The sequence below is a fragment of the Subtercola boreus genome (genome assembly GCF_006716115.1).
In the GTDB taxonomy this organism is placed as follows: domain Bacteria; phylum Actinomycetota; class Actinomycetes; order Actinomycetales; family Microbacteriaceae; genus Subtercola; species Subtercola boreus.
Map to the genome: position 1 here is coordinate 89,670 of NZ_VFOO01000001.1, position 13,034 is coordinate 102,703.

The window sequence follows — 13,034 nt, forward strand, 5'->3', positions numbered from 1 at the left end:
CCCCGCCTCGCGGTGGTGGCGGGCGCGCGCACGGCGAGGAGGCGGGGCGTGGGATGATCGGCTCATGACTGGGCGACTGATGCTCCTCGACACCGCTTCGCTCTACTTCCGCGCCTTCCACGGCGTGCCCGACACGGTCCGGGCGCCCGATGGGTCACCCGTGAATGCCGTACGCGGACTGCTCGACATGATCGCCCGGCTCGTCGCCGACTTCGAACCGACGGACCTGGTCGCCTGTTGGGACGATGCCTGGCGCCCGCAGTGGCGTGTCGCGCTGATTCCGTCGTACAAACAGCACCGCGTCGCGGAAGAGGTCGCCGGGGGAGTCGACACCGAGGAGGTGCCCGAGCTCCTCACCCAGCAGATCCCCCTGATCAGGGAGGTTCTGACCGCTTTCGGGATCCCGATCGTCGGGGCAGACGACCACGAGGCCGACGACGTGATCGGAACCCTCGCCAGCCGTGCGTCCGGTCCCGTCGATGTGGTGACCGGCGACCGCGACCTCTTCCAGCTGGTGGATGATCGCACCGCCGTGCGCGTGATCTACACGGCCCGCGGCATGAGCCGCCTTGAACTCGTGACCGACGAGGTGCTCGAGGCGAAATACGGGATCTCGCCCCGGCAGTACGTGGACTTCGCGGTGATGCGTGGTGATGCCTCGGACGGGTTGCCCGGAGTCGCCGGCATCGGGGAGAAGACGGCGCGAACACTCCTGGTGGATCATGGCGATCTCGCAGGGATCATCGTTGCGGCGGAGGATTCGGGGTCGCCGATGTCGGCGGCGGTGCGCGCACGCTTCGCCGTGGCGGCGGACTATCTCAGGGTCTCGCCGAAGGTCGTCGAGGTGGTGCGAGACCTCGACCTCGGTGGGAAGCCGGCCGCCGGCGAAGCGACGCTGGGTGCGCTCAGTCCCGCCCAGCTCGCCGCCATCGATTCCCTTCGGGAGCAGTGGGGCCTCGGAGGTTCGGTCGACCGCGCCCTCCGCGCCCTCAATCGTCCGGCGTGACCGGCCCGCGCGCCCGCCGCCCCGCTCAGACCCCCCGCTCAGACCCGCCCCCGGACGCTCAGACCCGCTCGCGGGAGGTGACAGTGACCGGAGCCCAGCCGACCAGCGACCCGTCGCCCGCGTAGACGGCGAGCGGATGCGGCCCGGGCGCGTATCCCGCCGGAAGTCGGACGCTCACGTGCCCTCCGGTCACGACCGCCGTGGCGAGCGGCAGTTGCGGACCGTAGCCGACGATGGTCACCGTCCGCCCGTCGTGGCCCGCCACGTTCACCTGCACGACGGTGCCGGCCGGTGCCGAGGCCGGCGTCACGCTCACGGATGAGTAGCTCTGCGCGTTGCCGTCGGTGAGGGCACCGCCAGCGAGCGGAGCGGCAGCCCGCACGCGAAGGGGGACCTCCACGCTCGTTCCCGTTCCGGGAACCCGCACGGTCAACGCGGCTTCACCCACCTCGCCGTCGCCCGGCAGCACGGCGCTGACGGTGGCGCGGCCCACCTCGTCGGTTGTGTCCACGATCGTCGGATCGATGATCGACCGGCCGATCACAGACCCCCGGTAGAGCACCTCAACGGTGCGCGCCGGAACCTCACCCCCGCTGAAGAGCAGCGACGAGAGCGTCAGAGTGACGGTCTCGCCGGGCGCGATACCGCTGGCACTGCCTCCGGCCAGACGCACACCGACGGCGCGCTGGCCTGAGTCGGGGCTCACCGTCGGGTGCGCCGTGAAGAAGGAGATCATCGAATCCAGGTCGATCCGCCCCGTGTCCGAGCGGTTCGTGCCGCCGGCGAACGTGGTGAAGTTGTCGCCACCATCGGCGAGGTACTTGTTCGCAACGACTCGGTAGATCGACGAGGCACCGATCGCCACCCCGTTGAGCGTCATGCGCACGATGCGCGATCCTCTCGCCGCGGTCGGGTCGTAGGTGTACTGGAATCCGCGCGACACACCGAGCTTCAGGAACGGCCGACCGGTTCCGGTGGGCTGCCACTGCTGCTCGAGGGCAGCTGCGAGCTGCGCACCGGTGAGATCCAGGGCCACGAGCGTGCTCGCGAAGGGTTGCACAGCGTTTGCCTCGCTGTACGTGACGTTGCCATCCGGATCGCCGGCCGAGGTGGACGCGTAGGTGAGATTCACGCGCATGCCGCCGGGGTTCATGAAAGCGATCTGCGTTCCGATGTCGGCGGTCGCCGCGAGTTGGGCGTCTGCCACGAAGTTGCCGAGCGAGGATTCCCCGCCGCGGTTGTCGCTCCCATCGGACTGCCTGGCCTTGTTCAGGTCGGCGGTGATCATGCCGACCCTGACCGAACCCGGTATGGCCGCGTAGGCCTCGGCATCCGACACGATCGCCGCCACCTTCGGATCGGGTGTGAAGCGCGGGGACTTGTCGGGGTTGGTGAGCGGCACCAGTTCTGCTGCCATCGACTGCGGCTGGTGTGTCGCCCCGTCGACGACGAGCGTCAGATGGCCGATCGTCTCCCCGTACTCGCCGGCTTGGATGACCGGCCGTTTGAGCGTCGTCGGCCAGCTGGCGACGGAGATCGAGTGCGCGTAGCTCTGGTGGGTGTGGCCGGAGACGATGGCGTCGACGTTCGCGTCGGCACCCGTCACGATGCGGCCGAACGCCGACGCGTCGGTCGATGAGGCCTCGGCCGGTGTGGCCGCGCCCTCGTGGACGAGGAGCACGACCACATCGGCCTCCCCGTCCGCCGGGTCGCCGTCGGAGAGCCGGTCGGCGACCGCGTTCACCTCGGGAACGACGCTCCTCACTTCCAACCCGGACAGTGAACCGGCCGTGACCAGCGACGGCAACTGTTCGGTCACTGCGCCGATGAACCCGACCCGGACGCCGTCGATCACCGAGATCGAGTACTGCTGGTACGCGGGACTGCCCGTAGCTGTGTCGTAGAGGTTCGCCGCGAGGTAGGGGAAGGCAGCCGCTGTGCGCACTCGCCCGTCGACGTCTGCGCGGCCACGATCGAACTCGTGGTTGCCGAGTGCAGAGGCCGTCAACCCCATCGTGTTGAGTACGTCGATGGTCGGCTTGTCCTTCTGGATGAAGGAGGTGAAGGTCGAGGCCCCGATGTTGTCCCCTGCCGAGACGAGCCGGGTGTCAGGGTTCAGTGCGCTGTAGTGGTTGACGGCCCCGGCAAGGACGGCGGCGCCGGCCACGACCCCGTCAGCCGAGATCCGCCCGTGGAAGTCGTTGATGCTCAGGAGGTCGATGGTGACGGTCGATGCAGCGGCGGCGCTGCCCGCGGTGCCGATGCCGAGGCCGGCTGTGCCGGTGAGCACCAGCGCGGCTGAGAGTGCGAAGGAGAGTGGACGCTTCATCGGGTTGCTCCAGTCGGGGTCGTCGGAATGGTGGGCGGGGTGTGCGTCGGAAGGCCGAGGCCGATGACCAGGGGGTCGTGATCGGATGACCGGTAGGGGTCTCTGGGATCGACGAAGGTCGACACGTTCGCATCGGCCGCCGAGTACTGCCGGATGGGAGCTTCGACCGAGTTGATGTTCCAGATGTCCGCGCCGGTCAGAATCGTCTGCGCTCCGGCGGAGGCGAACACATGGTCGATCGAGCCCGACTCGCCGGAGAAGCTGTAGGACGCTCTGCCGGTTGCGGCTCCCGCGTCTGCATAACCGGCCGAGACGATCGCCAGGGCCGGGTCTTCGTGGGCCAGCGCATTGAAGTCGCCCACGAGGAAGACCCGGTCGGTCGAAGCCGCCGCTGCAACCGAGGTCGCGAAGTCGAGCAGTGCATGAGCCTGCCTCGTGCGGTCACCGTTGAAGGCGCCCTGGCCCGCGTCGACGTTGTCTCCTGTGGCGTCCGAACCCGACTTCGACTTGAAGTGGTTCGAGACGACCAGGAACGTCTCGTCGTCGGTGCCGTAGACCGGTCGGAACGCCTGGGCATCGGGCTCCCGGGCATTGTCGAACGGCGCAGAGCCGATCAGGATCGATGTCTCTCCCACGGTCTCCGCGACCGAAGCGCGGTAGATGAAACCGGTTCTGATCAGGTCTTCGTCGGCCAGCGCGGGAAGAACAGCAGGTGACGGCACGTAACGCCAGTCCGAACGGTGGTCGGCCGCGTTCAGCGCGTCGACGAGCACGCCCAGAGCATGGTCGCGCGGCAGCCCGAGCTTTGCGGAGTTCTCGATCTCCTCGAGCGAGACGATGTCCGCTCCGAGAGCCAGGATCGCGCTCACGATCTTCGACTGCTGTTGCAGGAAGTGGGCGCGCGTCGCGGCGCCCCGAACGCCGCACCCCGGGGCATCGCTGTTGTTCACCGTCACAGGTCTGCCGCTGCGATCGGTGAAGTACGTGCATCCGGTGCGCTCGTCGCCCGTGGTCGGGAAGAAGTTCAGCACGTTGAAGGTACCGAGATGGATGCTGCCACCGACGTCGGCGGGTGACGCCGTCCGGGTGGGGCTGAAGTGCACGGGCGAGGTGGTCGCCTCGTTGGCGCCTGTCACCTCGCGTGTCGGCTGGAAGCGCCACGCGCCGTTCCGGTAGTCGAGCACGACAGGAGCCGTGAATGTGACCGCTGAGCCGACGCGCACGGGAGCGGAGCGCACGGGGGCCGAGAGATACGGCAGTGGTTTCGACGTGCCCGAGGCGGTCGTGAAGCTGGTGCTCGCGCCGTCGTCGAGCCACACCGCCCTCGCCCGGTTGAGCAGGACCGTCGCCGCGTATGCCGTGCTGCCGACGGATCCCACGCTGGTCGGGGCGGCAAGGGGCACGGTGCCCGCTGCGAGCTCGATCTGCCCGAACTGCGCCGAGGACTGCAGCCCGGTCACCGTGAAGTCGCCGCCCGGCTGCACGATCATCCCCTCCAGAGGTTCGCGTTCGCCGTCTGACCCGGGATAGCCCGTCGGTACCGGTTGCGGGGGAGTCAATCCGGCAGGGTCGAGCTGGATGACCGATCCGGGGTTCGGCGGAGAGAGCTCCGTGAGCCCGGCGAACTCGGACACAACGCCCGACACCTGCAGGTAGTCGCCGATCCCGACAGTGACGGGGGCGCCACCGAGATAGACGAAGAGGCCGTCGGAGGCGCGGTGGATGCGCGGGTCTGTGGTGCCACCGGAGCCTGCCGACTGGAGGAAGAACCCGCCGAGCCCTCCCGTGGGATAGGCAGCCGTGACGAATCCCGTGGTGGTGACGGTGCTCCCGACGAGCGGGCTCGCGACGGAGGTGCCCTGGATCGTCGCAATCGAGACCGTTGCAGCCTGTGCTGCAGGGACAGGCGAGGCGAGGCCGGCGGCACAGACGGCCGCGATGGCGAAAGCGGCGAGGCCGGCCGCAGTGGGCAGCTTTCGGCGCGAGAGGGTTGGATGTTCGGACAAGTGGTGGCCCGCTTTCGGAGGATGGTTCGCTGGATGGACCCAGCCCGCCGACACCGTGCCGACGACCCCCGGCCGCATGACTCCCTGGGGATTCATTAGCTGAAATTACCTCATTAAAAAGAGGCTGCGACAAGAGTTTCTGCAGATTCGACGCACCTTTTCCCCGCTGTCGGAGGCTGCTCCTACGCTCGCGGTGTGGCGGAGAACATCGGGGCCTGGTGGGCCAGGCGACAGCGTTCGAAAGGGCGCGAGGTGCCTTATGAGATCGGTGCGTACCGTTCAGAATGGGAGCGCTACCCTGTGCTCGTTCGGCAGTACCATCCCGACCTCAATCGAAACATCACGCTCACGCAGATTCCGCCCGCGGCGGAGGTCTACCTCACCTGGCAGTGCGATGCCGGCCACCTCTTCGTGGCCACGCCCGACGAGCAGCGGCACAGGCCCGGCGGGGTGCGCCGCAGATCGTCGTGGTGCCCCGACTGTCTCGCTCTCGCCGCCCCAAAGCGCATCGTCAACCGTCACTCGACGACCGCCCCGTCGGCGAATCCGCCGCGCACCGAGCCCACGGCGCTGGATGCCCGGGGGAGCCGTTCCCGCCCCACCGACGCCGCACCACAGCGCGCCGCGCCGCGCCCCCGCCCCGTGCACGCACCGGTGCGTCCGACCCTCGCCGGCCCGACCCCGGGCGAGGCCTTCCACAGCGGACGGGCACCCCGCCCCGCATCCGCCGCCGAAGGCGAACTGCGCAGCCGGCTCGCGAAGCGCATCGACCTCGACCTCCGCGCAGCGAATGCTGTCGGCGTGCGCCGGCCGTTCTTCACGCACCGGGAGGTCTGGCCCGACATCGTGCTGCCAGAACTGAAGGTCGCCATCGAGTACGACACGATCGGCCGGTTCGGCCTGGAACACGTGGGCACCCGCGAGGCCACCGATCGCCGCAAGGACAGGCTGCTGCGTGAGGCGGGCTGGGAGGTCATCCGGGTGCGCTGCGGCAAACTGAACCCGCTCGGCCCGTACGACCTGCAGGCCGGGGCGGTGACCGATGCCCTGGTGGAACGTCTCCTCGACAGGCTCCGCGAGATCCGCGGTGACCTCTTCGTGAACGCCTACCTCCGCTGACCGTGTACCGGCACGCGCCGACGGCCTGGCGCGGCGGCGTAGAGTCGGGTTGATGACCGACCCGGCCCCCCACTACGCACTCCTCCTCCGCGGAGCGAACACCGCCGACCACGGCGTGCAGGTCGCCCTGCCGCGCGGCGCGGACGGGGAGCCCGAGCGCATCCTCCGCTTCCAGGGCGAGGCGTGGGAACTGCTCACGCAGTCCGTGACGCCCGGCGGTTTCTACGAATACGGGAACCCGCGCGCCCTCTGATCCGGGGCCGGCGTCCGAACGCCGAAGACCCGCTGGGGAATCATCCCCGCGCCGATCCGGTTGGGTTCACCATGACTTCCACGAACACCACCACCGATCCCGGCACCGGCACGCTCCTCGAGGGCGTGGATCCCGCCCCGCTGTTCACTCCTTTCGGCGCCGGCGAACTCACCTTGTCGAACCGGTTCGTGATGGCGCCGATGACCCGCGGGTTCTCGCCGAACGGCGTGCCGGGTGCTGACGTTCGCGACTATTACGCGCGCCGCGCCTCGCACCTCGGACTCATCGTCACCGAGGGAACCTACGTCGATCATCCGTCGGCCGGATCGAGCGACCGCATTCCGACCTTCTACGGCGACGAGGCGCTCGCGGGCTGGAAGAGCGTGGTCGACGCCGTGCACGCCGAGGGTGGGCGCATCTTCCCGCAGCTCTGGCACCTCGGCGTGACCCGGTCGGCGGGCGCGGCGCCGCACCCCGATGCCCCGGTGATCAGCCCTTCCGGGGTGCGGTCCGATGGATCTCCGAAGGGTGAGGCGGCATCGACGAAAGACATCGACGACATCATCGCCGCGTTCGTTCAGGGTGCTCTGGATGCCCAGCGCATCGGCTTCGACGGCATCGAGTTGCACGGGGCGCACGGCTACCTGCTCGACCAGTTCCTGTGGGCGGCGACGAACCGGCGCGGCGACCGTTTCGGCGGCTCCACCGGCAATCGCACCCAGCTCGCGGCCGAAGTCGTCGCGGCGATCCGCTCGGAGGTCGGACCGGAGTACCCGATCGACTTCCGTTTCTCGCAGTGGAAGGGCAACGCCTACGACGCCCGCATCGCGTCGACGCCGCAGGAGCTCGAGCAGATCCTGACCCCGCTCGTCGACGCCGGGGTGTCCATCCTGCACGCTTCGACGAGGCGTTACTGGCTGCCCGAGTTCGACGGCTCCTCCCGCACCCTGGCCGGGTGGACGAAGCACCTGACCGGGCTGCCGACGATCGCCCTAGGCTCAGTGGGGGTGTCTGCCCCGTTCCTCGGCGGCACCGACGAGGCGCAGCCCACGCTCAGCATCGCGCCTCTGCTGGAGCTGTTCGAGCAGGGTGAGTTCGACCTGGTTGCACTGGGGCGTTCGGTGCTCGCTGACCCCGAGTTCACCGAGAAGCTCCGCACCGGCCGGGCTGGCGAGATCCGCGCGTACCAGAAGGATGACGAGTCGACCCTGTACTGATCGGGTTCCGTTCGCCGGCGGTGTGGATGACCGGCTTTCGCGCTCGGCGAAAGTCGGTCATCCGGAGTCGACGCGCGCCCGCCGCAAACCTAGGCTTGAGAGTATGAGCGACCGGAGGAAGCGGAGTGACACCCGCCTGAACGTCTCCCGGTACCTGGTCGACGGTTCACTGCCGGGTGATGAGGAGCGCGGGGCCGAAGCCGCAGAGGCCGAGGACGACACCGCGCTGGCTGGGCAGCGCTCGATGGAGGCGCGGGCCCAGTTCGTGGAGGTCTCGATCCAGCAGGCCATGCGCCGCGGGGACTTCGACAACCTGCCGGGCGCGGGTAAACCGCTCCGCAACCTGCATGATGCCTATGACCCCAACTGGTGGATCAAGCAGAAGATCGAGCGCGAGAACATCACCGGGCTGGGCCCGCCGGCGCTCACGCTTCGGAGCGAGAACGCGGGGCTCGACGAGCGACTGGATGCCGCACCATCCGAGAAGCGTGTTCGGGAGCTGCTCGACGACTTCAACGCGCGGGTCGTCGAGGCGCGGCGCCAGCTCAAGGGCGGGCCGCCGGTCGTGACACCGACACGGGATGTCGAGGCTGAAGTGCTTCGCTGGCGGGAGCGCCGCGAGGCGAGGCTCGTCGCGTATGAGCGGCAGCGCGCGGCCGACGAGGCCGCCTACCGGGCGCTGCCGTGGCGCGAGCGCCGCCGTGCCCGCCGCCCCGGCCCGTAGGAGCGCCGCCCAGCCCCGGGCCCAGCCCCAGCGTCCCGGCTCTGCCCCGCCCTAGCGTCCCGACCCGGCCCTAGCGTCCCGGCCCAGCCCCGGCTCTGGCGCCCCGGCCATGCCGCGGTCCCAGCCTCCCGGGGTCGCTCCCGCCCGCTTGCGGCGCCCGACCGCACTGCCCGTGTCGCCCAAGTGGACGAGGGGACGCAAATCGCTCTGCGGAGCGGCTTTTGCAGCACTTTGCGTCCCTTGGTTGCAGGCCCCATTAGCGGCCGAACCGAGGCAGGCGACTGCTCGCAGACGGATCAGGCGCCGACCGCGGCCGGCGCCAGACGGATCAGGCGCCGACCGCAGCCGGCGCCCCCACCTTCTCGAGCCGCACGACGATCGCTTTCGAGACCGGCGTGTTGCTCTCCAGCGCAGCGCTGTCGAGCGGGATGAGCACGTTCGCTTCGGGGAAGTACGCCGCGGCGCACCCCTTCGCGGTCGGGTACGACACCACGCGGTAACCGCGCAGCTCCCGGTCGGGCTCGTTCTTCCACTCGCTGAAGATGTCGACCGTGTCACCGTCTGCCAGCCCGAGCTCGGCCAGGTCGTCGGGGTTCACGAACACCACGTTGCGGCCCTTCTTGATGCCGCGGTAGCGATCGTTCAGGCTGTAGATCGTGGTGTTGAACTGGTCATGGGAACGCATCGTCTGGAGGATGAGCCGGCCAGCCGGGCGTTCGAGAGCCTCAAGGTGGTTGATCGTCAGGTGGGCCTTGCCGGTGGAGGTGTTGAAGGTGCGCGAGTCGCGCGGACCGTTCGGCAGCACAAAGCCGCCCTTTCGGCGCACGTCGGCGTTGAAGTTCTCGAACCCCGGCACCACACGCGAGATGGACTCCCTGATGGTGTCGTAGTCGTTCTCGAACGCCTGCCAGTCGATGGGCCCGTCGTCGCCGAGCACGGCGCGCGCCAGGCGCGTGACGATCGAGACCTCGGAGAGCAGGGAGGGCGCGACCGGCGGAACAGCCCCGTGCGTCGCATGCACGGCGCACACGGTGTCTTCGACGGAGAGGAACTGCGGCCCCGCCTCCTGCAGGTCGACCTCGGTGCGCCCGAGGGTCGGCAGGATGAGCGCTTCACGCCCGATGACGGCATGCGAACGGTTGAGCTTGGTGGAGACCTGCACGGTCATCTCGGTGCCGCGCATCGCCGCCTCAGCAGCCCGGGTGTCGGAGATCGCCGCCACGAGGTTGCCGCCGAGGCCGAACCAGACCTTGATCTCGCCGCGTTGCATCGCCTCGATGCCCTTCAGCGAGTCGACTCCGTGCTCACGAGGTGAGTGGATGCCGAACTCGGTGTCGAGTGCATCGAGGAAGCTCTCGGGCATCTGCTCCCAGATGCCCATGGTGCGGTCGCCCTGCACGTTGCTGTGGCCACGGATGGGTGATGCCCCCGCGCCCAGTCGCCCGATGTTGCCGCGGAGCAGCAGCAGGTTCACGACCTCCCGCAGCGTGTCCACCGACTTGCGGTGCTGGGTGAGCCCCATGGCCCAGGTGATGATGGTGCGATCGGAAGTGATGTAGCGCTCTGCGAGCTCGTCGATCTCGGCACTGGTCAGCCCCGTGGCCTCGAGAACGGTGTCTTCACTGAGGTGTTCGAGGTGGGCCCGGAGGGCATCCAGGCCCTGGGTGTACGTCTGCAGGAAATCATGGTCAAGAACAGTGCCCGGGTTGCGGTCTTCGGCCTCGAGCACGCGCTTGGACAGCGCCTGCAAGAGAGCCATGTCGCCGCCCAGCCGGATCTGCACGAACTGGTCGGCGATCGCGGTTCCCCGACCGAGGATTCCGCGGGCCGTCTGCGGATTCTTGTACCGCAGAAGCCCCGCCTCGGGAAGCGGATTCACGGCGACGATCTTCGCGCCCTTCTTCTTCGCGTCTTCGAGCGCCGTGAGCATGCGCGGATGATTCGTACCCGGGTTCTGGCCCATGATGATGATCAGGTCGGTGTTCTCGAAGTCGTCGTACGCGATCGTCGACTTGCCGACACCGATCGTCTCGTTCAACGCCGTGCCGGTGGACTCGTGGCACATGTTGGAGCAGTCCGGCAGGTTGTTCGTGCCGAAGGCGCGAACGAAGAGCTGGTAGACGAAGGCCGTCTCGTTCGCGGCCCGACCCGAGGTGTAGAACGCCGCTTCGTCGGGTGAGGCGAGCCCCTTCAGCTTCTCGGCCGCAATGCTGAAGGCCTTCTGCCAGCTCACAGGCTCGTAGTGGTCGCTGCCCGCCGGTTTGTAGACCGGCTCGACCAGGCGCCCCTGCATGCCGAGCCAGTACTCGCTCTTCTCCAGCAGGTCGCTCACCGAGTGCTCGGCCCAGAACGTGGTGGGCACCGTGACGGGCGTCGCCTCCCAAGTGATGGCCCGGGCCCCGTTCTCGCAGAACTCGGCCACCTTGCGGTGGTCGGGATCCGGCCACGCGCAGCTCATGCAGTCGAAGCCGTCTTTCTGGTTCACCTTCGTGAGCAGCGTGAACGCTCGGCCGACGCCCATCTCGACGAGCGCGGGTTCGCTGGCCGAATAGATCGCGGGGAGCCCGACCGCCCACTTCTCGGGTGGGTGCACGGTCATGTCGTCGTAGTCGGGGTCTTCGACGGGAGGTCTGCGGCTCATCGGGCGGTCACTTTCTGGAGCGATTCAGGTTCGGTGTGATCATCCTGTGCCATGAGGGACGACACAGGCGTCTGCTCGACGGAATCTGTGGAGAACCCGTCATCCACCCGGTCTGTGCGGGAGTAGACGTTCATCGTCGACCCGCGCAGGAACCCGACGAGCGTGATCCCCATCTCCTCGGCGAGCTCAGCGGCAAGGGACGAGGGCGCGGAGACCGCCGCCAACACCGGAATCCCGGCCATCGACGCCTTCTGCACGAGCTCGAAACTGGCCCGCCCCGACACCATCAGCACGGTTCCCGCCAACGGCAGCAGATCGGCGGTCACCGCCCAGCCGACCACCTTGTCGACCGCATTGTGCCGCCCCACATCCTCCCGCAGCACCAGCAGTCTGCCGGTTCGGCCGTCGAAGAGCGCCGCCGCGTGGAGCCCGCCGGTTTTCTCGAAGACCTCCTGCTGCGAGCGGAGCACATCGGGGAACGATGCCAGCAGCTCCGACGAGACGACCAGAGGATCGCTCGCCGTCTCGTACTGTGACAGCGTGCGCACCGCATCGATGCTCGCCTTGCCGCAGAGTCCGCACGAACTCGTCGTGAAGAAGTTGCGTTCGAGGCTCGGATCCGGCGGCGCAACGCCCTCTGCCAACACCACATCGAGCACGTTGTACGTGTTCAGGCCCTCCTCGGTGGCGCCCGCGCAGTAGCGGGCCGATGCGAACTGGTCGCCCCGCGAGATCACCCCCTCCGACACCAGGAAGCCCGCAGCGAGCTCGAAATCGTGACCGGGTGTGCGCATCGTGATCGCCAGAGCGCGGCCTCCGACCCTGATCTCGAGCGGTTCCTCAGCGGCGAGAAAATCTTCGCGGGTGCGGCTCCGTTCCCCGACAGTGAACCTGGTCACGCGACGTCGAACGGTGATTCTGCCCATGTGTCAGGAGTATCACCGAAAGACCGCAGACACAATGCGGGTGCGTACAGGCTGGAGCCGCGCATCCGGCAGCCGTGCGGCTCGTAGGCTGGGCCGCATGATCTTCGACGCCATCGTTCTCGCGGGCGGGCGGAGCTCTCGGCTCGGCGGTGTGCCGAAGGCGCTGCTCGACCTCGGAGGAGAGTCGTTGGCCGGGCTGGCGCTCGATGCGGCTCTGGATGCCCGCCAGCGAGTCGTCGTCGGCGACTCTGCCGCGCTGGCCGCAGTCCTCGGCGATCGCATGGTGCTGTTCGCGCGCGAACATCCGCCCTTCGCGGGGCCCGCGGCCGGTGTCGCGGCCGGCCTGGACGCGCTGGGTGCCCGCGACGCCGCCCCCGGGTCGGCTCCCGCCGGCTTCGTGCTGGTGCTCGCCTGCGACATGCCGCGGGTGGCGTCGGCCGTCACCCCTCTCCTCGCGGCTGCGAGGGAGGCTGCGGGCGCAGAGGATGCCGCTGCCGAGGGGGAGAGCGCGGCCGCGGAGGATGCCGCGGTGCTGTCGGCAACCCGCGCACCGTCCACCCCCGCACCGGCCGACGCCTTCGTCGCCCGCAGCCCCGACGGGCGCCTCCAGCCGCTCGCCGCCCTCTACTGCGCCGGCGCGATCAGCCGCGCCGTGGAGCGGCACCGTGCCGCCGGCGACCTCGAGAACCTGTCGATCCGCGCGCTGTTCTCCGGCCTTCGGACCGTTCCTGTCGACGTGCCCGAGGGGGCGACCGACGACATCGACACCGTGGAGGATGCTGTGCGCTCCGGAATCCGACTACCGTGAGGAGC

At 68.9% G+C, this 13,034-nt stretch carries 10 protein-coding genes; 6 read left to right on the forward strand and 4 right to left on the reverse strand.

Annotation, left to right across the window (positions count from 1 at the left end; all coding sequences use genetic code 11):
* Nucleotides 1-64 precede the first annotated feature (64 nt).
* Nucleotides 65-1,006: a 5'-3' exonuclease gene (locus tag FB464_RS00450; protein WP_170151955.1), complete on the forward strand. Its 942-nt coding sequence runs from the start codon at nucleotides 65-67 to the stop codon at nucleotides 1,004-1,006.
* A 58-nt stretch (nucleotides 1,007-1,064) separates the two neighbouring features.
* Here the strand turns inward: FB464_RS00450 and FB464_RS00455 are convergent, their stop codons facing one another.
* Together FB464_RS00455 and FB464_RS00460 are read right to left on the reverse strand one after the other, a co-directional pair.
* The gene (locus tag FB464_RS00455; RefSeq protein ID WP_116415599.1) at nucleotides 1,065-3,335 is read right to left on the reverse strand and encodes a bifunctional metallophosphatase/5'-nucleotidase; all 2,271 of its coding nucleotides are present in this window, start codon (nucleotides 3,333-3,335) and stop codon (nucleotides 1,065-1,067) included.
* Nucleotides 3,332-5,341 carry an ExeM/NucH family extracellular endonuclease gene (locus FB464_RS00460; protein ID WP_170151954.1) on the reverse strand — a complete coding sequence of 670 codons (2,010 nt, stop codon included), beginning with the start codon at nucleotides 5,339-5,341 and terminating at the stop codon, nucleotides 3,332-3,334. Before FB464_RS00460 ends, FB464_RS00455 begins: the two co-directional genes overlap by 4 nt.
* 195 nt (nucleotides 5,342-5,536) lie before the next feature.
* Between FB464_RS00460 and FB464_RS00465 the strand changes: the two genes are divergently transcribed.
* The 4 genes from FB464_RS00465 to FB464_RS00480 all read left to right on the forward strand — a co-directional run bounded on the left by FB464_RS00465 (nucleotide 5,537) and on the right by FB464_RS00480 (nucleotide 8,654).
* A complete protein-coding gene (locus FB464_RS00465; RefSeq protein ID WP_116415597.1) occupies nucleotides 5,537-6,460 on the forward strand; it encodes a zinc-ribbon domain-containing protein in 924 nt (307 codons plus the stop codon).
* Between the two features lie 52 nt (nucleotides 6,461-6,512).
* Nucleotides 6,513-6,713, forward strand: coding sequence for a hypothetical protein (locus FB464_RS00470; protein ID WP_116415596.1), 201 nt, complete (start codon nucleotides 6,513-6,515; stop codon nucleotides 6,711-6,713).
* Nucleotides 6,714-6,784: 71 nt separating this feature from the next.
* Nucleotides 6,785-7,930: an NADH:flavin oxidoreductase gene (locus FB464_RS00475; RefSeq protein WP_116415595.1), complete on the forward strand. Its 1,146-nt coding sequence runs from the start codon at nucleotides 6,785-6,787 to the stop codon at nucleotides 7,928-7,930.
* Nucleotides 7,931-8,033: 103 nt separating this feature from the next.
* Complete coding sequence (locus FB464_RS00480; protein ID WP_116415594.1) at nucleotides 8,034-8,654, forward strand: DnaJ family domain-containing protein; 621 nt, start codon at nucleotides 8,034-8,036, stop codon at nucleotides 8,652-8,654.
* Between the two features lie 328 nt (nucleotides 8,655-8,982).
* Here FB464_RS00480 and FB464_RS00485 read toward each other — a convergent pair whose 3' ends face one another.
* Both FB464_RS00485 and fdhD read right to left on the reverse strand, forming a co-directional pair.
* Entirely contained in the window at nucleotides 8,983-11,295 is a 2,313-nt protein-coding gene (locus tag FB464_RS00485; RefSeq protein WP_116415593.1) for an FdhF/YdeP family oxidoreductase, read from the reverse strand.
* On the reverse strand, nucleotides 11,292-12,221 hold the full coding sequence (gene fdhD, locus FB464_RS00490) for a formate dehydrogenase accessory sulfurtransferase FdhD (RefSeq protein ID WP_116415592.1): 930 nt from the start codon (nucleotides 12,219-12,221) through the stop codon (nucleotides 11,292-11,294). The genes FB464_RS00485 and fdhD overlap by 4 nt, the downstream gene beginning before the upstream one ends.
* Before the next feature lie 97 nt (nucleotides 12,222-12,318).
* Here fdhD and mobA point away from each other — a divergent pair, with 97 nt between their 5' ends.
* Nucleotides 12,319-13,029 (forward strand): molybdenum cofactor guanylyltransferase, encoded by a 711-nt coding sequence (gene mobA, locus FB464_RS00495; protein ID WP_116415591.1) that lies wholly within the window; start codon nucleotides 12,319-12,321, stop codon nucleotides 13,027-13,029.
* The last annotated feature ends 5 nt before the right edge of the window (nucleotides 13,030-13,034 follow it).

What these genes read in the sequence shown, in the direction of transcription:
- FB464_RS00450 (WP_170151955.1), top strand. Translation starts at nt 65, where the DNA reads ATGACTGGGCGACTGATGCTCCTCGACACCGCTTCGCTCTACTTCCGC.
- FB464_RS00455 (WP_116415599.1), bottom strand. Translation starts at nt 3,335, where the DNA reads ATGAAGCGTCCACTCTCCTTCGCACTCTCAGCCGCGCTGGTGCTCACC.
- FB464_RS00470 (WP_116415596.1), top strand. Translation starts at nt 6,513, where the DNA reads ATGACCGACCCGGCCCCCCACTACGCACTCCTCCTCCGCGGAGCGAAC.
- FB464_RS00475 (WP_116415595.1), top strand. Translation starts at nt 6,785, where the DNA reads ATGACTTCCACGAACACCACCACCGATCCCGGCACCGGCACGCTCCTC.
- FB464_RS00480 (WP_116415594.1), top strand. Translation starts at nt 8,034, where the DNA reads ATGAGCGACCGGAGGAAGCGGAGTGACACCCGCCTGAACGTCTCCCGG.
- FB464_RS00485 (WP_116415593.1), bottom strand. Translation starts at nt 11,295, where the DNA reads ATGAGCCGCAGACCTCCCGTCGAAGACCCCGACTACGACGACATGACC.
- fdhD (WP_116415592.1), bottom strand. Translation starts at nt 12,221, where the DNA reads ATGGGCAGAATCACCGTTCGACGTCGCGTGACCAGGTTCACTGTCGGG.
- mobA (WP_116415591.1), top strand. Translation starts at nt 12,319, where the DNA reads ATGATCTTCGACGCCATCGTTCTCGCGGGCGGGCGGAGCTCTCGGCTC.